At 62.8% G+C, this 23,636-nt stretch carries 16 protein-coding genes and 2 tRNA genes; 15 read left to right on the top strand and 3 right to left on the bottom strand.

Annotation, left to right across the window (positions count from 1 at the left end; genetic code table 11):
- Position 1 precedes the first annotated feature (1 nt).
- From WD012_RS05775 to amrS, 8 genes are all read left to right on the top strand, one after another.
- The gene (locus tag WD012_RS05775; protein ID WP_339562819.1) at positions 2 to 2,722 is read left to right on the top strand and encodes a hypothetical protein; all 2,721 of its coding nucleotides are present in this window, start codon (positions 2 to 4) and stop codon (positions 2,720 to 2,722) included.
- Positions 2,607 to 3,599 (top strand): MSCRAMM family protein, encoded by a 993-nt coding sequence (locus WD012_RS05770; protein ID WP_339562897.1) that lies wholly within the window; start codon positions 2,607 to 2,609, stop codon positions 3,597 to 3,599. The genes WD012_RS05775 and WD012_RS05770 overlap by 116 nt, the downstream gene beginning before the upstream one ends.
- Positions 3,600 to 3,701: 102 nt before the next feature.
- Positions 3,702 to 5,450, top strand: coding sequence for a SpaH/EbpB family LPXTG-anchored major pilin (locus WD012_RS05765; protein ID WP_339562818.1), 1,749 nt, complete (start codon positions 3,702 to 3,704; stop codon positions 5,448 to 5,450).
- Between the two features lie 241 nt (positions 5,451 to 5,691).
- A complete protein-coding gene (gene glmU, locus WD012_RS05760; RefSeq protein WP_339562817.1) occupies positions 5,692 to 7,074 on the top strand; it encodes a bifunctional UDP-N-acetylglucosamine diphosphorylase/glucosamine-1-phosphate N-acetyltransferase GlmU in 1,383 nt (460 codons plus the stop codon).
- Position 7,075: 1 nt separating this feature from the next.
- Positions 7,076 to 7,495, top strand: a complete 420-nt coding sequence (rsfS, locus tag WD012_RS05755; RefSeq protein ID WP_339562816.1) for a ribosome silencing factor — start codon at positions 7,076 to 7,078, stop codon at positions 7,493 to 7,495.
- Positions 7,496 to 7,518: 23 nt separating this feature from the next.
- Positions 7,519 to 8,265 (top strand): histidine phosphatase family protein, encoded by a 747-nt coding sequence (locus tag WD012_RS05750; RefSeq protein ID WP_339562896.1) that lies wholly within the window; start codon positions 7,519 to 7,521, stop codon positions 8,263 to 8,265.
- A 137-nt stretch (positions 8,266 to 8,402) separates the two neighbouring features.
- A complete protein-coding gene (amrB, locus tag WD012_RS05745) occupies positions 8,403 to 10,121 on the top strand; it encodes an AmmeMemoRadiSam system protein B (RefSeq protein WP_339562815.1) in 1,719 nt (572 codons plus the stop codon).
- Positions 10,114 to 11,382 carry an AmmeMemoRadiSam system radical SAM enzyme gene (amrS, locus tag WD012_RS05740; protein WP_339562814.1) on the top strand — a complete coding sequence of 423 codons (1,269 nt, stop codon included), beginning with the start codon at positions 10,114 to 10,116 and terminating at the stop codon, positions 11,380 to 11,382. Before amrB ends, amrS begins: the two co-directional genes overlap by 8 nt.
- Positions 11,383 to 11,474: 92 nt before the next feature.
- Here amrS and WD012_RS05735 read toward each other — a convergent pair whose 3' ends face one another.
- Positions 11,475 to 11,879, bottom strand: coding sequence for a pyridoxamine 5'-phosphate oxidase family protein (locus tag WD012_RS05735; protein WP_339562813.1), 405 nt, complete (start codon positions 11,877 to 11,879; stop codon positions 11,475 to 11,477).
- A 380-nt stretch (positions 11,880 to 12,259) separates the two neighbouring features.
- On the opposite strand from WD012_RS05735, the gene WD012_RS05730 reads away from it, so the two are divergent.
- Positions 12,260 to 13,180, top strand: a complete 921-nt coding sequence (locus tag WD012_RS05730; protein ID WP_339562812.1) for a DMT family transporter — start codon at positions 12,260 to 12,262, stop codon at positions 13,178 to 13,180.
- Positions 13,181 to 13,331: 151 nt separating this feature from the next.
- Here WD012_RS05730 and WD012_RS05725 read toward each other — a convergent pair whose 3' ends face one another.
- The gene (locus tag WD012_RS05725; RefSeq protein WP_339562811.1) at positions 13,332 to 14,066 is read right to left on the bottom strand and encodes an HAD family hydrolase; all 735 of its coding nucleotides are present in this window, start codon (positions 14,064 to 14,066) and stop codon (positions 13,332 to 13,334) included.
- A gap of 214 nt (positions 14,067 to 14,280) precedes the next feature.
- On the opposite strand from WD012_RS05725, the gene WD012_RS05720 reads away from it, so the two are divergent.
- Positions 14,281 to 15,447 (top strand): hypothetical protein, encoded by a 1,167-nt coding sequence (locus WD012_RS05720; RefSeq protein ID WP_339562810.1) that lies wholly within the window; start codon positions 14,281 to 14,283, stop codon positions 15,445 to 15,447.
- Positions 15,448 to 15,511: 64 nt separating this feature from the next.
- On the opposite strand, the gene WD012_RS05715 is transcribed toward WD012_RS05720, so the two are convergent.
- A complete protein-coding gene (locus WD012_RS05715) occupies positions 15,512 to 16,099 on the bottom strand; it encodes a cadmium resistance transporter (RefSeq protein WP_339562809.1) in 588 nt (195 codons plus the stop codon).
- Positions 16,100 to 16,357: 258 nt separating this feature from the next.
- Between WD012_RS05715 and WD012_RS05710 the strand changes: the two genes are divergently transcribed.
- The 5 genes from WD012_RS05710 (at position 16,358) to leuS (ending at position 23,405) form a co-directional block, all read left to right on the top strand.
- Positions 16,358 to 16,430, top strand: a tRNA-Ala gene (locus tag WD012_RS05710).
- A gap of 909 nt (positions 16,431 to 17,339) precedes the next feature.
- Positions 17,340 to 17,413 (top strand) — tRNA-Arg (locus WD012_RS05705).
- A 1,072-nt stretch (positions 17,414 to 18,485) separates the two neighbouring features.
- Positions 18,486 to 19,436 (top strand): magnesium transporter CorA family protein, encoded by a 951-nt coding sequence (locus WD012_RS05700; RefSeq protein WP_339562808.1) that lies wholly within the window; start codon positions 18,486 to 18,488, stop codon positions 19,434 to 19,436.
- Positions 19,437 to 19,559: 123 nt separating this feature from the next.
- Entirely contained in the window at positions 19,560 to 20,408 is an 849-nt protein-coding gene (locus WD012_RS05695) for a transporter substrate-binding domain-containing protein (protein WP_339562807.1), read from the top strand.
- Positions 20,409 to 20,450: 42 nt separating this feature from the next.
- Positions 20,451 to 23,405: a leucine--tRNA ligase gene (gene leuS / locus WD012_RS05690; protein ID WP_339562806.1), complete on the top strand. Its 2,955-nt coding sequence runs from the start codon at positions 20,451 to 20,453 to the stop codon at positions 23,403 to 23,405.
- The last annotated feature ends 231 nt before the right edge of the window (positions 23,406 to 23,636 follow it).

The following is a 23,636-nucleotide window of genomic DNA, read 5'->3' as shown; positions in this document are numbered from 1 at the left end:
GATGGGAACTGCAAAGCATAAGCGGCGGGCGGCAGGCAAGAACCCTGTGCTCGCCCTGAACTCGCTGGTCATATCAGTGGTGTTCGTAGTGGTATCGGTCATCGGCGCCGCGCATCCTTCCTGGGCCGCTTCGACCAGTGAAGACCTGAATGGGTTTCTCATCGACGTCCAAATCTCCGGCGTCCAGCCTGACTCGAACGGCGTATATCGATATCGCGATGGCGACGAGATCGGCATGCGCTTCACCTTCGCGGAAAACGAAGATTCGCAGTTCTCTGAAACACGGCTGCATTACCAGCTGCCGCAAGGGTTCGAAGCCGTGCAGACATCCGGTAGTTTCGATGTGCCGGTAACCTACAACGGCACGGTATATACCGTTCACAACAACTCATGGAACATCCAGAACGGTCAGCTGGTCATCGCGTGGAACACCTCCGACCCGAACTTCGCATATCTGACTGACTCCGCGAACGCAAAAGTCGTGCTCGGAGTGAATTTCAAGCTCAGAAACGTCTCCGGCAAAATACAGCTGGGCAACGGGGTCGAACGCACCTTCCAACTTGACACCAGCAACGACCTGGCCGTGCAGAAAAGTTCACAGTATGACGACCAGAGCGGCAGGATGCATTACACCGTCACCATCAAGTCGACCGGCACCAGCACCGATGTCCAGGTCCACGATGCGATCAGCGGATCGGCCATCATCTACGACCCGTCAACGCTGAAGGTATCGGGCAACTCCGCGTCATACAATGTGCAGGCCAACGGAAACGGGTTCACCTTCAAGACCCCTACCATGGGCAACGGGGAGACCATCGTCCTCACCTATGACGGCAAGGTCGATTATGCCGCCTTCCATGGCAAAGTCACGGCGGACAACAGCACCAACAGTGTCAGCGCCACATGCAACAACGATTCCAATCCGAAGAACAACACCTCGAACACCAATGAGCAGTACGACTGGCAGCTCCAACCGAGCCAATGGTCCGGCATCAGCAAGAACGGTACGGCGGTCGATGCGAAAGGGACATCCAAGCATACGGTCCACTGGGTGGTAACAGCCAATGACAAGCGCCGTGTCTCGCTCGCCGGCGGCACCATCAGCGACAGCCTGGAACAGCCCGCGCGCGATAAGACCCAGTATTCCAGTGACGGCGTGAACATCGAGGTCGTCGACCAGAACGGCAAGCCAGTGGAAACCCGTCACGTCACGTGGGCACAGCTCGGAATCAACCCTGCTTCCGACAAGGCATGGACATACCAGGTTCCCTCTACGGACGGTATCTACTCGTACCGCGTCACCTATGACACGATCACGGACACCGCCGGGTCGTTCTCCGACGTATGGGTCAGCAACAACGCAGGCATGTACTCCGAGGCGACAGGAGACCAATCCACCAGTTCGGGGGTATCGGTCGGAGGCAAGGAATTCGACTTCAATGCCACGAAAAGCGTCGTGGCAAACGAGTCCACGTATGAGCACACGGCATGGAAAATCGATGCGACTGTGCCGGCCGCGGGATATTCCAGCTTCGTAATCACCGATGCACTTCCCTCATTGTCGGGATACCAAGATGTCTCAGGCAATTGGGTGAACAAGCCCCTGATCGACTCTTATATTAAGGACTCGTTGTCGATTACCGGCCTGAAGCCGGGCGAATCCTATGCAGTCGATACCTCCGACCCGTCGAAGGTCGTCATCACCTTCTACCGTGATACCGCCCGCACGAAGCCAGGTCTCAACAAATCGTCCTCGGATCGGACTGTCAGCGCGACCTTGAAAACCAAGAATGACCCGACATGGCTGGCGCTGGGCAAAATCAACAGCTGGCAGGCAACCCATACGAACAATGCGACCGTGACCGCCAACGGACAATCCAAAAACGCTCAAGCAGACGTGACTCCGCTCAAGCAGTCCATTGCCAAGAAATCCTCGTATGCCGGCACCCGCAATATCAACGGCACGGACTTGCCTGTCTACAAGTTCACGCTCACGCTTGACGGCGTCAACAGCGATACCTTCGACATCGAAGACGATTTCGACACCTCGTTGTTCTCCTTCGCCACCATCCAGCAAATCGGTGACTGGGGGAACCAGAACTGGGTATCAGGCGGCAACCAGTACAGCCAATGGGCTAAAGGCAACCAGCAGATCACCTGGACCGACACCGACAAGGGCGTCACCATCCACATACCCCAGGGGGCCATCGCCAAGGACAACGGTGCCTACTACCAGAGGTACACAATCGTCTACTATCTCATCGTCAAGGACGCACGCGCGCTGAGCACCTTGGACCAGCGCGCAACGGACCATGACGGCACGACCATGTTCACCAATACGGCAACGTGGAACGGCAACAGCACAGGCAGCATCGTCTCCACCTACACCTATAAGACCGTGACCAAGGAACAGACATCGGTCGACCCCACAACGCATATCGCGAAATTCCGCCTCAACTTGAACCCCAAAGGCACTGACATCAACCCGAAGGGGGATACTCACCCTCGAGGACACCATGTCCAAGAACATGGTCCTCGACGTCACCTTAACCCATGCGGACCCGTCCGAAGGCGTGTCGTTCCATCTCGACCCGGACACGAATGTCCTGAGCATCACTTTCCCCGACCAGAAGCCGGTCAGCGTCACCTACAGCGCATACCTCAAGGGCACCGGCCAGATCTCCTACTCGAACAAGGCCCAGCTGTATGGGCAGACCAGTGATGTCTCACAGACCACACAGCTGTCCAACGATTCGTCCAGCAGCGCGTCCGTCCCCGTCATCAAGATCCTCAAGAACGATTCGGGGAACCTGGACAAACCCCTTTCGGGAGCGAAGTTCAAACTGTACCGTGCCAAGGACAACGCCCCGGTCACCGACCGTGAATTCACGACCGGTGTCGACGGCATCGCCACCATCACCGGACGCGAAGACACGGACGGATGGTCCCTGTTCGAAGGCGTCAAGTACTACCTGGTCGAAACGCAAGCCCCGCAAGGATTCACCAAGCGTGACGACAAGATTTACTTCACGGTGAAGGACAATCCGACCGGCGCAGACGAATACCCCGATTCGTACACCATCCCTTGGTCCAACGCCCCGAGGAAAACCGATACGGCGTTCACCATCCACAAAATAGACGCCAACACCTCGGCCGATCTGCAAGGAGCACAATTCACGCTTTCCGGAAGACGCTCCACCGGCGAGGACATCACCCAGGTCTCAACATCCACGGCCGGAGGCATGGCCCGGTTCACAGGGCTCAAAGCCGGTACCTACACGCTCAAGGAAAGCCAGGCGCCCAACGGGTACGAGACCCCGTCGACAAGCCACATCATCGTGGTCGGTACCGACCTGGGGGTCACCTATGACGGAAAACCCCTTTCCGCGAGCGGCGATGGCAAGCCCGCGACCGTGACCATCGGCAACCAACGCAAACGATTCTTCCTTCCCGGCACCGGACACCTAGGCGGCATGTGGCTCATCATGGGCGCAGGCGGCCTGGTGTTGGGTGCGGGAAGCGTACTCATGCTCGCCGACCCGTGTCAGTCGCGGCATGCAACGTCACGACGCTTCAGGAAAGGTGCGTCTATGCGCTGACCTGACCTGCATGCGCCGGCATGAGCCGGCTGAATACCACATCCGACAACGTGACAACCACAAACAAGTAGGGAACTACAGAGAAAGAGAAAGGAACCCATCATGAGTACCCTCAACCGATCCCGCGTCGCGAGCCTGGCGGCAACGCTGCTCGCGGTGCTGGGCATACTGGCCATGGGCCTGTTCGCCACCCCACACGCCTACGCGGCGGACAGTGCGGCGACAAACGGCACCATCACCCTCAAACCCGCTGACGGTGACAATACTGATCTGCAATACCGCAGCTTCCAGGCTTGGGAGCCGATTCGCATCACTGCTGCTGACCAGATTGGCGACATCACCGTCGACATCACCGACGGATACTTGCCTTACGTGAGGACCGCTGCCGCCAATTGCCGGCTGCAGGTCGACAAGGACACCAAAGACAAGATCGTCACCGAGAACTCCTCGGAAGACGACGTCGTCGAGGCGATCTCCCACCTCGCCCAGCGCCAGAAGAGCAAGCAGGACGATACCGAGGCGAACGCCTTCGCCAATGAGCTGCGCACCGTGCTCGTCAGGAACAAGGTGAAAGCCGAGAAATCCAACAACGATTTCGCGACCTTGACCGATGGGGGACGACAGCTGACCGGCCTCGACTACGGCTGGTACCTCATCGAGGAAACCACCGGCGACGACCCGTCCAAGCCTTCCACCACGCCCGACAATTCTCCGGTCTCCCTAGTTATGACCACCCCCGTTTCTGGCCAGGTCACCATCCATGTCAAGTCCAAGACCCCGGAATCGCACAAGAACATCGTCGACGCCGACCTCTCCAACCAGCGCAAGGCCGATGTGGTCAACGAGAACACGGACATCCACTACCAGCTGACCTTCTACGTGCCCATCCAGTGGAGCAGCCAGTACAAGGACAAGGGCTTCTGGTTCACCATGAACGATACGCTTGACAAGGGCCTGGTATTCGACCATGCCGACTCTGTCATGGTCGGCAGCGACTTCGTGAAGACGGACGGCGACCAGGACTTCTCCCGGAAGGACGGCCAGTACGACTTCGACCTTAGCCCGACCCAGAGCACCACGGGTGGCGTGGCCACGCTCACCTGGACCTTCGGCGACACTACGGGCAAAGACCTCAGCAAGAACCTCTTGAACAAGTCCCTCGCCGGCAAGTGGGTCAAGCTGTACTACACCGCGCACCTGTCCCAGGACGCACCAATCAACACGGCGGTCGGCAACGCCTACGACGTGACCTACCAGCACAGCCCGTACACCACGCAGGGCGGGGAGAAGACCCCGACCGAGCATCCGTATGTGTACACCTACAACCTCGCAGTGACCAAGATCGACGGTGCTGACGGCAGCAAGTTCCTCTCCGGTGCCGAATTCAAGATGTACTCGGACAAGGAATGCACCCACATCGTCAACTTCACGAAGAACGGCACCACCTACGAGTACGCCCCCAATGGCAGCGAGCAGACACTCACCACAGGGGCCGACGGCAAGATCAATGTGGAAGGCATCACCGCAAGCACAGACGGTACGCACTATTACCTCAAGGAGGTCAAGGCGCCGTCCGGGTACCGGAGCACCAGCGCCATCATCGATGCGACCCTGAAGCTTGACAAGTTCGACACGCAGACAGACAAGACCCGGACCGACGGAGCCAAACAGACCCCGGTCTACACGCTTGACGCGCAGGGCGGATACTCCCAGGTATCCAACAACGTGCTGGTCATCAAGAACTACAAGGGCCTGCTGCCGTCCACCGGCGCGCAGGGCATCATCCTGGCCAGTGTGCTCGGCATCCTGCTCATCGGCGGCGGTGTGCTGATGCTGCGCCGCAACAGGTGACAGCCTGGACTCGCATATCATCCGAGGTGGATACCGGCCCATATGCGGGCAGGTATCCACCTCATTGCATTTTAGTCAATGCGGACAGCCGGATACGCGGGCCCGCCGTCCGACGGGCGCAGTCGGATTCCATGTCCGCCCCCGACGGTTACAATCCTCGAAGCATGGCGTGCCGCCGTCAGACGCCTCACGCATGGCCGTCCGGCGCAGCGCCGTTACGAAGAATTGGAGATTTCATCGTATGACATTGTCAGCCGCAATCATTCTTGCCGCAGGGGAAGGCACACGGATGCGCTCCGCCACGCCGAAGGTGCTGCATACGCTCGCGGGCAAGACCTTCCTCCAGCGGGTCATGACATCCATCGCAGGTCTTGATCCGGAAACCCTCGCCGTTGTCGTCCACTACCAGGCCGGGCGCGTCGCCGAGGCGGCACGCTCCTACAACGAATCCGTCGAAATCGTCAACCAGGACGACCTTCCCGGAACCGGCCGTGCAGTCCAATGCGCCATGAAGCAGCTCGCCGCCGAAGGCAAGGCGGAAGGCACCGTGCTCATCGCCGCTTCCGACATGCCGTTGCTCGACACCGACACGCTCGCCGGACTGCTGGACTACCATCGCACCAGCGGCAACGACGCGACCGTCCTGACCACCATGCTCGACGACCCGACCGGCTACGGCCGCATCATCCGCGACAGCGACGGCAGCGTGCTGCGCATCGTCGAACAGAAAGACGCCAACAGCAGCGAACTGGCCGTGCGCGAGGTCAACACCTCCGTGTACGTGTTCGACGCGAAGGTTCTCGCTGCCGCGATCGCCGGACTTGACTCCAAGAACGCGCAAGGCGAATTCTACTTGACCGACGCCCTCGAAACCGCCCGCCACACAGGACGGGTTGGGGCGTGGGCCGCCCCCGACCCCCTGAGCGTCGAAGGGGTCAACGACCGCGTGCAGCTCGCCGCGCTCGCCGCCGCGCATAACCGCCGCGTGTGCGAATACTGGATGCGCCAGGGCGTGACCATCCTCGACCCGTCCACCACATGGATCGAGGACGACGTGCGCATCGAACGCGACGCGCAGATTCTGCCGGGCAGCTTCCTGCAAGGCTCCACCACCATCGGCGAGGGCGCGGTCGTCGGCCCGTACACCACGCTCATCGACGCAAGAATCGACGCCGAAGCGCACGTGGAACGCTCCCGCGTCCAGGAATCGCATGTCGGGCGGGCGGCGAACATCGGCCCGTGGACCTATATGCGTCCGGGCAACGAGCTGGGCGAGGAAACCAAGGCCGGCGCGTTCGTCGAGATGAAGAAAGCCCATATCGGCAACGGCACCAAGGTGCCGCATCTGAGCTATATCGGCGACGCCCAGCTGGGCGAGCACACGAACATCGGCGGCGGCACCATCACCGCCAACTATGACGGCGTGCACAAGAACCGCACGAAGATCGGCTCCAACGTCCACGTGGGGGCCGGCAACATGTTCGTCGCCCCGGTCGAGGTCGGCGACAACGTCACCACCGGCGCCGGGTCGGTCGTCCGCCACGACGTGCCCGACGACACGATGGTATACTCCGAGAACACACAACACAATATCGAGGGCTGGAAGCCCGCTTGGGAGCGCTGATATGACCGCATTGCAAAGTTCCATCGACGCCGTCCGCATCGCCGCAGCCGCGGCCGACCGCATGAAGGGCACGGATATCGTCGCCTTCGACGTGACCGGGCCGATCGCCATCACCGACGTGATGATGATCGTCACCGCGTCCAACGAACGTCAGGTGCTTGCCGTCGCCGAGGAAATCGAGAAGGACCTGTACACCAAGGGCGGCCATCTTCAGCCGCGCTCGCGCGAAGGCCTGCAGGAAGGCCGCTGGGTGCTGCTCGACTTCGGCGATTTCGTGATTCACGTGATGCACGAGGAGGAGCGGCGCTTCTACCGGCTGGAAAGCCTGTGGAAGGACTGCCCGGCCATCGACCTGCATTTGCCTGAAGCGCCCGGAACCACCGACACCGCAGCGGACGCTACGGCGGATACCGACCAGTGAGCGGCAGGGCCATGACCGTGCGCATGGGCGGCGAATACCACGGGCCCGAACATGAGCGGATCGAACCGACCGGCCCGCACGTCAGATCGATCATCATCGTGCGTCACGGGCGCACCGCCTACAACGAGCAGCATCGCCTGCAAGGCCAGGTCGATATCCCGCTTGATGGGGTCGGCGCCTGGCAGGTGGAGCAGACCGCCAAGGCGCTGCGCGAACTGTACGTGGACGGCAGGCCGGATATCCCCAACCAGCTGGTCGTCTGTTCTGATCTGGGGCGTGCGGTCCAGACCGCCCACGCGTTCGCCGATCCGCTCGGGCTTGATGTCCACCCGGATGCGCGGGTCCGTGAACGCAGCTTCGGGCAGTGGGAGGGCCTGCGGCTCGAAGACCTCGCCGAACAGTATGCCGCGGACTACCAGTCGTGGCGTCATTTCGCGGGTGGAGAGCTCAAGCATGGCGCCGAACCGAAAGGCGCGGTAGGGGAGCGCGGCGTCGCGGCGATCGACGACTGGTCGCATCGTGCCGGCCCGGACACTACGCTGTTCGTCTTCTCGCACGGCGCATGGATATCGCAGACCCTGCAGACCCTGCTCGGCATGGCACAAGGCAACCACGATTTCGGGGCGATGACCTCCATGTTCAACGCCCACTGGGCGCGCCTGACCGGTGCAGACCAGCCTGACGGCACCGTCCGCTGGCGGATGACGACATACAATCACGGCCCCGCCATCGCGGACACCGACCAGTGGGAAACGCCGCCGGTGCGCTGAATTGCCGCCGCAGCATCGTCGACAGCCGATATCATTGGCGCCTGCACACCCGACCATGGTGGCAGGCGCCAACATGTTCCAGGCCGTGACGTACGCGTAGCACCATGCGATTATCATCGGAACAAGAGGTGATCGCCATGACCACGCCACACGAGCATACGCCCGGCAGCGACGTCGCGACAGGAACAAGACGAGAGGCACCCCGCATACCGCATTGCGCGGAACCGATCTGGCAGGGGGCAGTCCGCCGACCCGCCGTCGCCGGCACGTTCTATCCGTCTGACCCGGACACGCTGCGCAGCATGATCGACCGGCAACTCGACTACGCGCGCACCATGCTCGACCATCATCGCCATCTGCTCGGCAGCTTGCCCCAAGGCGCCCCGAAAGCCATCATCGCGCCCCACGCCGGGTACATGTACTCCGGTACCACCGCGGCGCTCGCATACAGCCTGCTCGCGCTCGGCCGCGGAAAAATCCGCCGGGCCGTCGTCATCGGCCCCACACATCGTGTCGCGGTCCGCGGCACCGCCTGTTGTACCGCCGGCGCATGGCGTACCCCGCTCGGCATAGTGAATATCGACACCGAAGCCGAATGTGCCGCGCTCAATACCGATACACCCGGCTTCATCGTCAATGACGACACCCACGAGCGCGAACACGCCGTCGAAGTGCACGTCCCATGGATCCAACGCGTCCTCGGCACGCAGACCAGCATCATCCCGCTTAACGCGGGGGACACCACGCCCGGCGAACTCGGCATACTGATCGACCGGTTCTGGGCGGACTCCGCAACTGCCATCATCATCAGCTCGGACCTGTCCCACTACCATCCAGAACACGTGGCACGCCAGCTTGACGACGACACCATCGCGCGCATCGCCGCCGGAACCCTGCCGATTGTACCTGATTACGCCTGCGGAGCCTACCCGATCAACGGGCTGATCGACGTGTGCCGGCGTCGAGGCCTTACCATCAGGCCGCTCGGCTGTTCGACATCGGGCGACGGGGGAGTGCTGGCGCTCGCGGATTCGGGTCTGCCGATGCGCCGGCCGGACATGGCCGACCCGGATCAGGCGGTTGTCGGCTACGCTTCCTTCGTCGTATGGGAGAGCGACCATGACGGTGACGGGGATGACCGCGAGAACGATGACGATTGCGAGCACAGCGGTCATGCCGTCCGCAATGCCCGCAATACCGTCAATACCAGCACCGACCCGCACAAGCCGCAAGAATCCCTGCCGCAGGAAGCCGCGGAAGTGCTGCCTCGCCTCGCCCGGGCGGCGCTCGCCAGGTATTGCGGCATCGACACCGACGAGCCGACCGCAGCGGAAACAAGCGAAACCCACCCGTGGCTGAAGCATGACGGCGCCTGTTTCGTCACCTTGCGCGAGCAAGGCGATCTGCGCGGGTGCATCGGATCGCTCGAGCCGGCCCGCCCGTTGGGCGAGGATGTCGCCTGCCATACCGTGGACGCCGCCAGCCGCGACCCGCGTTTCCGTCCTGTGGAGCCGTGGGAATACCCAGCCATCAGCATCGAAGTGTCTGTGCTGTCCCCGAAACGGGCGTTGCCTGTGACTTCGCGCGCACAGCTGGAAGCCTCGCTGGTTCCCCGGCGCGACGGATTGGTCATCGATGACGGGCGCGGACACCGGGCCACCTTCCTACCGCAAGTATGGGATCAATTACCGCATCCGCATGATTTCGTCGGCCACCTGCTGGCCAAAGCGGGCCTGCGCGCGGACACCACGTGGCATGATGCGCGGTTCGCGGCATGGACGTACACCGTCAGCGCCTACGATGAGACGGATATGCTGTATACCGGTCCCGACGGGGAAAGGAGCCACGATGCATGAGCATGCCACGACGCCGTCGCACGGCGCCACCGACGCAGGGCAGCCACTCGACCAGCCGCACCCGGACGAGGTCGCGGCCACGGTGCGGGGCGGCTTCCAGCCGACCAGCCCGTTCGCGCACACCTATGGGCCATCCCCGTCGCGCCGGGACGGCCGGGATATTCCCGGGTCGCGGCGTACGACAAACCCGGCGGTGGGACGCTGGCAGCATCGCCTCTCGGACGGGCGTGTGCAATGCGACCTGTGCCCGCGCGGGTGCAAGCTGCGTGACGGCCAGCGTGGCTTGTGCTTCGTGCGTTCCAACCACAGCGGCGTCATCATGCTGGACACGTATGGGCGCAGCGCCGGGTTCGCGCTGGACCCGGTGGAAAAGAAGCCGCTGAACCACTGGCATCCCGGCACCCCGATCCTGAGTTTCGGCACTGCCGGATGCAACAGCGCGTGCAGGTTCTGCCAGAACTGGGATATCACCAGGTCGCGCGTATGGGACACCTACGCGGTCGACGCGCAGCCCGACGACATCGTGCGCGCGGCCGAAGGCTGTTCGGCCCCGGCCGTGGCGTTCACCTACAACGATTCGATCGTGTTCGCCGAGTACGCCATCGACACGGCGCGCGCCTGCCATGACCATGGCATCGGCACGGTCGCGGTCACCGCAGGATACATGTCCGCATGCGCCCGGCCCGAGTTCTACCGGTACATGGATGCGGCGAACATCGACCTGAAAGGCTTCACCGAGGATTTCTACTGGCACGACACGGGCACGCATCTGGCTGACGTGCTCGCGACCATCGACTACGCGGTCAACGAGACGGGCACATGGGTCGAATTGACGACCCTGCTGATCCCCGGGCATAACGATGACGATCGGACACTGCACGCCGAATGTGCGTGGATCCGCGAACATTGCGGGCGTGACGTGCCCCTGCATTTCAGCGCGTTCCACCCGGACTACCGGATGCGCGACGTGCCGCCCACCCCCAAGGAACGGCTGTTGCACGCCCGTCGGATCGCCCTGCAGGAGGGGCTTCGCTACGTGTATACCGGCAACGTGTCCGACCATGACGGCGGCACCACGTTCTGCCCGTCGTGCGGGGCGCGGCTGATCGGACGCGACTGGTACGACATCACCGGCTACCGGCTGACCGCGGACGGGACATGCCCGGATTGCGGGGCTGTCATACCGGGCGTGTGGGACAGGCAGCCCGGCACTTTTGGCGGGATACACCTGCCGGTCGACATCCACCGCTACCTGCGGTGACGCGCTGCCGGCAAACAGGACAGGGGCTGCATATGGCGTGTTTGCCGTGCCCCTGTGTGCCGCCGTCATGGCAAGGGCGCCGCTTGCGAGGGTCAGTCCTTTTCGATGATGGTACCGGCCTTCGCGCCCGCGGTCAGGTCGTCGATCTCGGTGACCTCGAGCACCGGCACGACGGCCGGCTTCTTGGTGCCGTTGCGTTCGGCGACCTTGACCTGCTCCTCGTAGATCGCGTCATCGCTGTGCAAGGTCACCTTGCCGCGGAACCGGTACCCGGTCTTGGTCTCCAGGTCCGCCACGCCGATGACCAGCTCGCTGCCGTCGAGCAGGTTCTGGTAGTGCTGCCGGGCGGTGCGCTCATGGTAGGCGATGTGATGGTCGTCAAGCACGAAGGTCGACATCTTCGGGCCGATATTGAGCTGGCCGTCCTTGCTGATCGTCGCCACCCAAGGCAGATGGTTCGCGATGAAATCCTTCATTTCCGGGGTAATGGTCGCCATGGTCGTTTCCTTTCGCTGTGGACTGACATGTGGTCAGCCGCCGTATCCCGTTTCGCCGCCGCATTGCGGCTGCCGCCGGATCGGGACTGACCGTCCGGTGGTTTCAGCGTACTTCATATCGTCCCGATACGGCAGTGCGACACCGCGCATTGTGAGGAATCTCACGGCTGCATCGCCGGGCGTTCCCGATCCTGAGCCTGCATCCCGTGCCATCGCATCCTGCGTTTCGGCGAAGTGAACCTTGCGAAAAATCCGTTGCAGGGCGGGCGTGTTCTTTCCGCGCGGCGCCTATCGTGAGTACGGCGAGACCGCCGGCGGCCATGACGCCGCACCGGTACCGGGCCAAGCATGATGCCCAGAAGGCGAAGGAGGAAAGACCCATGCGCGCATACAGCCGCTTCCAGGAATTCCGCAGCCGTATGTCGCGCACCTTCCCCCCGAACCTCGCGCGCGTCATGCTGCTGTGCTGTGCGGCCCTGTGGGGTGGCAGCTACCTGGTCGCGAAGGTGGCGATGAGCGTCATCACGCCCCAATGGCTGATGGCCATGCGCATGACCGGTTCGTGCATGATTATGTTCGCCCTGTTCCATCGGGTGATCATCCCCGCGCTTACCCGTGAGATCATCATCCCCGCCCTCGTGGTCGGCATCACCTACTACGGCACCATGATCATGCAGACCGAGGGGCTGACGACCATCGACCCGGGCCGCAGTGCCTTCCTGACCGCGTCATACTGCGTACTCACCCCGTTCGCGGCGTGGATCGTCGCCAAGCAGCGTCCCAGGCTCATCAACCTGGTGGCCGCGGTCATCTGCCTGACCGGCGTGGGTTTCGTCGCCCTCAAACCCGGATCAGGGTCGCTCGTGCTGAGCCAAGGTGATTGGATGACCATCGCGAACGCGGTGATCTTCTCGTTCAACCTCACTTTCCTCGGGCGGTACACGCAGCGTTTCCACCCGATCGCCGTCACCTTCATGCAGTTCGCCGTCGCGGACGTGTTCTTCCTGGTCGGCGCGCTGCTCACCGAACCGCTGCCCAACGCCTCCTGGCTCGCCCCCAACGTCATCCTGAGCTTCCTGTACCTGTTGGTCGGCGCGACCACCATGGCGCAGATCATGCAGAACATCGGCCTGGCCCACGTGCCGCCGTCAAGCGCGGCGATCATCATGTGCACGGAAAGCCTGTTCGCCGTCGCCTTCTCCGCCTTGTTCTGGGGCGAGACGATCGGCTGGACCTCCATCGTGGGGTTCTCCCTGATCTTCGCGGCCGTCATCATGTCCGTGGTCACCAAACGCCAATAATCCGGCCTTCACGCTACGGCGGCGTGATATGCATGGCGCGAATGATACACAAGCTGGCAAATATGCAGGCGGCAAATACCTCGCATGGCAAACGGCCCGGTGCGGCATGCGCCCATACCGCGCCGGGCCATCGGGAAACACCCTTGGCGGATCACTTCTCCAACGAGCCGAGCTCCATGAAGTTCGCCAGATCATCCAGGCCCAGTCCCACATAATCCTTGATGCTCGTCACCTGCGGGCCGTCGAAGACCACGCCCTCGGGCGTGAACCCGGTGATTGCCACGACTGTCGCGCCCGAAGCGCCGCCGGAAGCCAACCCGACGGGGGAATCCTCGAAGACCAGGCAGTCCGCCGGGTCGGCGCCGACGATCTCGGCGGCACGCAGATACGGCGCGGGATCAGGCTTGGCGGCCAGACCGTCCTCGCCGCACACATACCCCACGAACGCGCCGGACGGGGCCTGCCGGGCCATATTGTCCACCATCGCCCGCGGGGAAGCGGACACGATGACGTTGGGGATGCCCGCCTGCGACAGCACGTCAAGCAGTTCGACCGCGCCGGTCGCCCAGCACGGCTTCTCACGCTCACGGTCAATCACATACCCGATGATCTCACTGCGCAGCGTCTCGGTATCCACATGCCTCGGGATATACTCCTGCACGATCTCAAGCAGGCGCGGCGTCGACTGGCCGCGCGCACGCAGCGGGACCTCATCGCTGAACGTGCCGTCATGCCGCTCGATCACATACTGTTCGGCGGCGGCCCAATAGATCTCGGAATCGATCAGCGTGCCATCCATATCCCAGAACACGGCGGCAGGAAGCCTGGCCGGCAGGTCGAGCATGGCGGTCGATTGCATCTCTGTGTTGGTATCGTAAAGAGTCACCCGGCCATTATGCCCACACAGGCGAACATGCACACCCCCGATGATCGCGCGGCAGGCAGACACGCCATTGCCCCCGCGTGCCGCGTGCCACCATGCACCACAGAACCTTAATCGGTACACCATCCTGATGCGACACGCAGTCGGAATGTAATCGTGCCGCGATTTTTCAGCCCGTCCTCGGCATGCCCCCGACTCATCCATTACAGTCGGACGCGTGAAGAACTTTTTCAAGGGAATCTCCATACCCCAGATCGTGGCGGGTGCGCTCGCCGCGGTCACGTCGTTCCTGCTGTCCGCCAAGATCGGTATCGCCGGCTCGGTGATCGGTGTGGCCGCCGGTTCGATTGTCTCCGCGGTCTCCTCCCAGCTGTACCAGAACATCCTCAAGGCGTCCTCCGAAAAGCTCCAGGATGTCGCCGGCGCGAACAATGACGGGTCGGATGGCGACGCCGCACAGGCAGACGGCGACGAAGCCTCCGGGAACGCCGGGGCGGCAAACGGCAAGCCGCAGACGCGCGGGCGGCGGGCGGCGAGCGGGCGCCAGCCCGGCGGTGATGAGACCGCCGTCTTGTCTGCCGGCGGCACGATCCAGACCGGCGATACGACACGCGCCATGGATGCCGTAGCCTCGGATGCGACGACGGTGATCGGTGCGGACGGCGACGCCACGCGCGTGATCGGCTCCGTCAAGCCGGGGGCTACGGCGGCGGATGTGGCGGCAAACGGACGCCAGGGGCGTGTCATCGTCTCCGGGGAGGGCCCGGGCCGCCCGGGCGTCACCGGTCATCCGCTGGCCGCGTCCCAGGAGCGTGCGCGCAGAAACAAGCGCGTCGCCATCATCGTCTCCGTAGTCAGTGCGCTCGTCGCCGTGGGTATCACCGCAGGCATCATCATGCTGGTCACCCGCGGCCAGGGTACCGACAGCGTGGTACGTGACATGGTCGGCACCACCAAGGTGACCCCTACGCCGACCCCAAGTGATACCGGGGCGTCAACCGGAAGCGACGACAAGTCGCACAAACGCCCCGATGATGAGCCATCCTCGAGCGCAAGCGCCTCGCCATCCTCGTCGGCGAGCCCCACCCCATCGTCCAGCGCGTCAAGCAGTGCAAGCCAGACATCGGGCACCGGATCGCAGACCGGCGGGTCGTCATCCAGCTCGACAAGCTCGTCCGGCAGCTCGACCGGCACCTCCGGCTCGACCGATAGCGGCACCACGGCAAACGGTTCCGGCTCCTCGGACAGCGGTACCGGCGCCGGTACGGATTCCGGCAAGGACGATTCGTCCAACACGGGGTCCTCTTCCTCCGGTTCGACCGGGACGCAGGGCGATTCCTCAACGTCCGGGTCCGGCAGCGGATCCGCTACGGGCACGAACTGAGATCAGACAAGGCGCCGCGCATGCCCGTTGTGGTGTGCGCGGCGCCTTCTTGCGTTCCGGGCGCCTACAGCCCGAATGCGTGGCCTTCGGCGAGAATCACGATACCGAGCACGATGAGTACCAGCGGGAACACGTAGCGTTCGGAGCGTTCCAGCCATTCGCCGATTCCCGGCCGGGTGGCGATGAACCTCGCAAGGAACACCATGGCGGAGACCAGCACCAGGAACACCCCGCAATACACGGCGACGACCTGCGGGCTGTTCGAGACGAAGACGGGCACATACACGCCGATATTGTCCCCGCCGTTGGCAAAGGTCACCGCGGCGACCGTGGGTAGGGCAAGGCTCCTGCCGGCACCGTCCTCGTCCTCGTCGATGCCGCGGATCGTGTCCCAGCCGGCCTTGATGCCGAGCGCCAGGGGGATAAGACCGAAATAGGGGATCGCCCCGGCCGGCAGCAGGGTCACGGCGCCGTACGAGGTGATTGCGGCGACGGTGAGGATGCCGAAGAACCCCAGGTATTGGCCGAGCAGGATGGTGCGCGTTATGTGGGGGCGTTTCGCGCCGCGCGCGAAGAACAGGGACAATACGACGATGTCGTCGATGTTGGTTGCGGCGAACAGGGCCACGGCTTGGGCGATGGATGTGATCATGGTCGTCTCTTCCCATCTCGTTGCATCGGGGGAGTGCATGCCCGTGTAATCTCTCCCTACCATTTCAGCACGCGGTGACCATCTCAGCCGTGCGGGAACCCTCTGTGATTGGCGGGAATAGGCGGTGTTCTGCGCGGAGGCGGCGAACGTGGACGAAAAAACGACACGCCGAGAGCGTGGCTGATTTTGACATCACGCGCAGCTGATGTATTGTATACGAGGTCCGCGAACAACGGACATCACAACTGAAGACCGACCGGGGCTATGGCGCAGCTGGTAGCGCATCTCCATGGCATGGAGGGGGTCGGGGGTTCGAATCCCCCTAGCTCCACGGACAACCCGCATCGCAATCGCGATGCGGGTTTTTCATTTCTCCCGACATTCCCGGGTCCCCGGATGCCGCCATACCGTCTTATCGAGCGTATAGGAAAATCGTGGTGCTTGAGGCTTCGTTCTTCGGGGGCGTATAGGCCAACATACATTCCGGTGCCGTGGCTCCCGTAGCTCGCAAGCCGTGTATCACACCTTCTGCCGACGTTTAGGAACGTCTCAGTGTCGGCAGAGGCAGACCTATAACCTTCCACCGACGCTGAGTGTGCCATGAGTGTCGGTAGACGCAGGTCGGCAACCTTCTGCCGGCACTGACGGATCCATCGGCGTTGATGGCGCGACGTCCCCAATAGGTGGGGGTGAATACGCGAACGATGAATCACCCCATGACACGCATACTTCCGCAAGGGCTCGGCCACATCATGACCACGATTCCCTATATGCCCCTTTTCGCACATGTCGCGCGTATAGGAATCAATGGTTATCGCCTGAGGCGTCCCTCTCGTTGCGTGTGCGGCGTCATACGTAACACCGCAGACTTTCGGGGATGTCGTCAGCGGCTTGCGACAACCGACGGGTTGTGTATGCCCGGGCATGCACAACCCTGCGGAACGTGTGGAAGAACGTCGACGCCGCGTGATGACTGTCGTGTTGCGCATACCAAGGCATGCATAGCTCGGCGGACGCGATCGGCACCGTCGTCCCTTATGGGTCTTGCCCGGTTGCGCATGCCACGGCTTGCACAACCGGGCGGATCGAGCCCGCAGCCGCAGCCGGTGTTCCGCGGGGTTGCATGTCCGGGCTTCCGTGTTGGCCCATGTAGACACGCCTGTTGCGATTATCGCGAAACGTGGGTATGATGTCTGAGTTGCCGCAGGGGAGATGCATGAATCCCTCGCGGGCAGCGACTGCGCCAGTAGCCCAATGGATTAGAGCAGCTGACTACGGATCAGCAGGTTGCAGGTTCGAATCCTGTCTGGCGCACGTTCACACCCCCGGAGCAATCCGGGGGTGTTCTGTTTCCCGCCGATCGCGGTTGCCGGGATTGCCGGTCCGCCGTCGCATCCGGTGAACGGCTTTCGGCTGTCTCGCAGCGAGTCGAGCCCGGCTATTTTCTCGGGATATTCGGATCGATCTTGACGAGCTCTATCTTGCCGACAACCGTCCAGCGGATATCACGCCGCTGGACGAACTGGAGAACCCTACCTGTCTTTTCCGCTGAGATGGTGGCGTCATCGATATGGCATTAGCGGACAACGGCATTCTATTGACATCAACGGTGAATGCCTCGGCACATCGTTGCCGGGGTCTCAGTGTCTCATGCTGCTGTCAAGGGTTGGCGAGGTAGTGAAGACCCCATAGGGTCCGGGAAATTCTGGATTGACAGAATGCCTGACAGGATGTGCCGGGCATTCCGCTGTATCATCGACATCACCGGCCCGACATGCGTGCAATCGCAATATCTCTTGTTTTCGCCCCGTTCTGGCGGGATTGTGAGAAGAATGTCCGAACAACCCGTGTCCGGAGATCGTTTTGGGGAGATATTGAGATTTCTCGGCGCGCGGGCGCGGGTTCGGGTTGTTGAAAAGATTGGAATGTCAAGGATTCCAGGCTGTCGACTGTTTGGAATGCGGGCGGCGGGTTCTCAAAGACTCGTGGGACGTCGTCTTCGCGGTGAGATATTCAGACTTTCTTCTCGATTTCTCGATGGAATCGGTCGCATCGGCGAGATATTGAGATTCCGTCCGGCGGTCACATGGCGGGCATCGCCGCAGTCCACAAGCCGACAACGTGTCGCGCGCAGTGCAACCTGGTCCTGCGCGTCAAGGCCCGAGTGTCCGTTAGGCAAACATCCGCAGAATATCGGGTTACGTCATCGGACGAAACCACGTGAAGGCGGTTTCGTCCCAGCCGTGAGGGATTATGCTGGTTTGGGATTCTTCGGCGGTCGCCGCGACTCGTTTGGAGTCAGGCCGTGAGGACATCCACAGAAGGACGGTGGCTCAGGCGCACGATTCGCGTACGGCGAGAGCATAAATGAAAGGCAGGTGAGCGCATGCTGAGAATGTTCAGCACCATCAACGGTCAAGTGGAGCAGATCGAGAAACCGGAAAACGGCGCATGGTTATGTCTTTCGGAACCGACCGACGTGGAGCTCGCCACGGTCTCCCAGGAGACCGGCATCGATCTGGCCGACCTGCGCGCGCCGCTCGATGACGAGGAACGCTCCCGCGTGGACGTCGAAGACGATTACACCATGATCATCGTCGACATCCCGACCGTCGAGGAACGCAGCGGCAGGGACTGGTACGAGACCATCCCGTTGTCGATCATCGTCACCCAGAACCTCATCATCACCGTATGCATGCAGGACACGCCGGTTCTCCACCCGTTCATGGAAGGCACGATCCGCGGGTTCAACACGTACATGAAATCACGGTTCATCCTGCAGATCCTGTACCGCAACGCCACCATGTACCTGCGCTACCTGCGTATCATCGACCGGGAGACCGACAAGCTCGAGCTCAGGCTGCGCCACTCGATGCAGAACCGCGAGATCCTCATGCTGCTCGAACTGAGCAAGACCTTGGTCTACTTCACCACGAGCCTGAAATCCAACGAGATCGTGATGGAAAAACTCACCACCCTCTCGCGCATCAAGCAATACCCGGAGGACGAGGACCTGCTCGACGACGTCATCACCGAAAACAAGCAGGCCATCGAGATGGCGAACATCTACAGCGGGGTCCTTGCGAACATGACCGACGCGTTCGCCTCGATCGTGTCGAACAACCTGAACAACGTGATGCGCATCTTCACGATCATCTCCATCGCGTTGTCCATCCCCACCCTCGTGTTCTCCATGTATGGCATGAACTTCCAGACCGGCATGCTCGGCATGCCGCTGACGGCCAGCAAATGGGGATTCCTCATCGTCATCGTGCTCGCCGTCGCCGCGGGCGGCCTGACCGCATGGTTCCTCGCCCGCTCCCGCCTGTTCAAGTGACCCCGTTCCGTGCCGCCGCCGGCACACAGGTGCCCGGGCGGGGCCGCAGAGCGAACACAGCCGGCATCCGCCATCGCCGGCGGCGACGAGGACCATGGCGGCACACACTACGGAGGTGATCAGATGCGCACACCACGACGGATACTCGCCACCGCGCTCTGCTGCGCGTTCATGGCGGCGTCCCTGGCGGGCTGCGAAAACGCGTCAACCGCGGCCGCCAACCTGCCTGAAGGCCCGACCATCACCATCGGCGTCGCCGCCGACATGCCCGGGCTCAGCCGCCTGCACGACGGCTCCTACTCCGGGTTCGACGTCAACGTCGCCACCTATGTGGCCAACGAGCTCGGCTACGCGAAGAAGCAGATCATCTTCAAATCGGTCACCGTATCCGATTACGCCAAACGGCTCAACGACCGTGTGGTCGATATCGTGGCGGCCCCACTGCCCATCGGCATCACCGCCAGCGACGACACCACCACGTTCGCAGGCCCGTATCTGAGCGCCACGCAAGGCCTGCTGGTACGTGCCGATGACGCCGACACCATCACCGACACCGATGCCCTCGCCGGGCACACCGTATGCACGGTCACCGGATCGGGGGCCGCCGACGGCATCCGCAGCCGCCAACCCAAAGCGGACATTGAGGAACGGGCCACCTACCTGCAATGCGTCACCGCACTCCTGGTCGGCGAGGCGGACGCGGTCAGCGGCGACGACGCGGCGCTCGCCGGCCTCGCCGCCAACGAGGGCTCGCAGTACCTGCATGTCGTCGATGACACTTTCGGCACGTCGTTGCATGCGGTCAGCGTCAAGGCGGGGGAGCGTGCGCTCGCCTCGAAGATCGACACGATCCTCAAGCACATGGTCACCTCCGGCTCTTGGCGGTCCTTCGCCAGCGAGATGAGCGGCCAGCTGGGCTATACGCCGTCAGCGAAGCTCAACCCGCCGGCGATTCGTTCGGATAATGGATAGGTCGGTGCATCGTGTCCCGTTGTGCGGCAATAATCCTTGTCTATGACCGACAATACGCAAGCGCATGAGGGCGAGCCGGCGTACCGTTACAACGCCAGTCTCGCGCAATCCATCGAGGAAAAATGGCAGAAGACCTGGGATGAGCAGGGCACGTTCTGGGCGGCCAACGTCAAGGGCGACCTGACGGACGGCAGCGGCAGGAACGCCGACGGCCGTACCCCCTATTTCGCCATGGACATGTTCCCCTACCCGTCCGGCAAGGGCCTGCATGTCGGCCACCCGCTCGGTTATCTGGCCACCGACGTGGTCAGCCGCTACCACCGTATGAAGGGCGAGAACGTGCTGCACGCCATGGGTTATGACGCCTTCGGCCTGCCCGCCGAGCAGTACGCCGTGCAGACCGGCCAGCATCCGCGTGTCACCACCGAGCAGAACATCGCGAATATGAGCCGCCAGCTGCATCGCATGGGCCTGAGCTTCGACAACCGCCGCAGCTTCGCGACCATCGATCCCGATTACATGCGTTGGACGCAGTGGATTTTCTCCCGCATCTACGATGCCTGGTATGACCCTGATTTCGTCCGCCGCGACGGCGGCAAGGGGTCGGCCCGCCCGATCAGCGAACTGGTCGGTAAGTTCAAGTCCGGCGCCAAGCCGGTTCCCGGCTTTGAGGGCAAGGCGTGGGACGAGCTTGACGCCCGCCAGCAGGCCGACGTGCTCAACGATTTCCGTCTCGCCTACATCTCGAAGTCCCCGGTCAACTGGTGCCCGGGCCTCGGTACGGTCCTGGCGAACGAGGAGGTCACCGCCGAAGGCCGTTCCGAACGCGGCAACTATCCGGTCTTCCAGCGTGAGCTGCGCCAGTGGTCGATGCGCATCACCGCGTACGGCCACCGTCTGATCGAGGATCTCGACACCATCGACTGGCCTGAGAAGGTCAAGCTCATGCAGCGCAACTGGATCGGCGAATCCCACGGCGCCGCCGTGCATTTCCCGGTCGCCGCCGAGGACGGCGAGCAGGACATGGAGGTGTACACCACCCGTCCGGATACTCTGTTCGGCACCACATTCGCCGTGGTCTCCCCGGAGCATGACCTGCTCGGGCACGTTCCCGCCGCATGGCCTGAAGGCGTTCCGGATGCCTGGAAGGGCGGGTATGCGACCCCAAAGGAGGCCGTACACGCCTACCGCCTCGCCGCCGAGGCGAAAACCGCCAAGGACCGTGTCGACGAGGGTGGCGAGAAGACCGGCCTGTTCACCGGCCTGTACGCGACCAACCCGATCACCGGCAAGCGGCTGCCGATCTTCACCGCCGACTACGTGCTTATGGATTACGGCACCGGCGCGATCATGGCGGTGCCGGGCGGCGACCAGCGCGATTACGATTTCGCCGCCAAGTTCGGCTTGCCGGTCATCTACACCGTCAGGCCGCTGCCCGGCTCGAATGACGATCTCGCCGACTATGAGGGCAAGGCGCCGTTCGTCTCCCATGACGGCATCGTCATCAACTCCTCCACCGACTCCACCTATGCGAAGGGCGATAGCCTGTCGCTCGACGGCCTGCGCGTGGACGAGGCGATCGACAAGGTCATCGGATGGCTGGAAGCCGCCGGCGTCGGCAACGGCACGGTCAGCTACCGTCTGCGCGACTGGCTGTTCAGCCGCCAGCGCTACTGGGGCGAGCCGTTCCCGATCGTCTACGACGAGGATGAGGTACCGCACCTGCTGCCCGACAGCATGCTGCCGATCAACCTGCCCGACGTGCCCGACTACAGCCCCAAGACCTTCGACCCCGAGGACGCGGAATCCAACCCGGAGGCGCCGCTGAGCCGCAACGACGACTGGGTGAACATCACGCTCGACTTGGGCGACGGACCCAAGCAATACCATCGCGACACGAACACCATGCCGAACTGGGCGGGCTCGTGCTGGTACTACATGCGCTACATCGACCCCAAGGACGCCGAGCACATGGTCGAGACCGACGAGTTCAACTACTGGATGGGCCCGCACCACAACAAGACCGCGGGTGAATCCGGCGGCGTCGACCTGTACATCGGCGGCGTGGAGCATGCGGTGCTGCACCTGCTGTATTCGCGCTTCTGGCACAAGGTCCTGTACGACCTGGGCTATGTGAGCTCCACCGAGCCGTTCCACAAGCTGTTCAACCAGGGCATGATCCAGGCCTACGCCTACACGGATGACCGTGGCCAGTACGTGCCGGCCGACGAGGTCGAGGAAGGCCCGGCCGGCCCGGACGGCGAGCCGACGTTCACCTGGCACGGCCAGCACGCGAACCGCGAGTTCGGCAAGATGGGCAAGAGCCTGAAGAACATCGTCACCCCGGACTACATGTACGAGAACTATGGTGCGGACACCTTCCGCCTGTACGAGATGAGCATGGGTCCGCTGGACGAGTCCCGCCCGTGGAACACGCGCAACGTGATAGGCGGCATGCGCTTCCTGCAGCGACTGTGGCGCAACGTGGTCGACGAGAACACCGGCGAAATCAAGGTTTCCGACGAGCAGATGGACGAGAAGACCTTGAAGCTCCTGAACAACACGATCGCCGACGTGACCGTGGAAATGGAGAACATGCGCCCGAATACGGCAATCGCCAAGCTCATCGTGCTTAACAACCATCTGACTGGCTTGAAGTCGGTGCCGCGCGCCGCCGTGGAGCCGCTGATCCTCATGCTCTCGCCGATCGCCCCGCATATCTGCGAGGAACTGTGGAACCGGCTGGGGCATGCCGAGTCGCTCGCCCACGAGCCGTGGCCGAAGGCCGATGAACGCTACGTCGGCCAGGATACGGTCACCGCGGTCGTGCAGATCAAGGGCAAGATCCGCGCCAAGTTGGAAGTCAGCCCCGATATCGCGCCCGAAGAACTCGAAAAGCGCGCGCTCGAAGCGGTCGCCGACCGTCTCGGTGGCAAGGAACCGCGCAAGGTGATCGTCAAGGCCCCGAAGATCGTGTCGATCGTACCGGCGCAGTGACCTCGAGATGACGGTGATATCACCGTCCCGAGGCGTTCCATCCCGCGGAACCGTCCTCTGACCACATTCGCCTTGACGGCGTGCAAACCACCCATGACCCCGGCATGCTGGAGACATGGGTGGTTTTCATTATTCGCACGATTCCGGCGGGACAGGGGCGGGGGAGCCGATGCTGGACCCGCCGCCCCCGCCTGCACTCGCACGCAAGGGCATACCGCACGATGACGCCCG

Source organism: Bifidobacterium thermophilum (genome assembly GCF_037482445.1).
Lineage (GTDB): Bacteria > Actinomycetota > Actinomycetes > Actinomycetales > Bifidobacteriaceae > Bifidobacterium > Bifidobacterium thermophilum_B.
The sequence above is the reverse complement of the archived record's forward strand: the minus strand, read 5'-3'. Positions and strand labels throughout refer to the sequence as shown.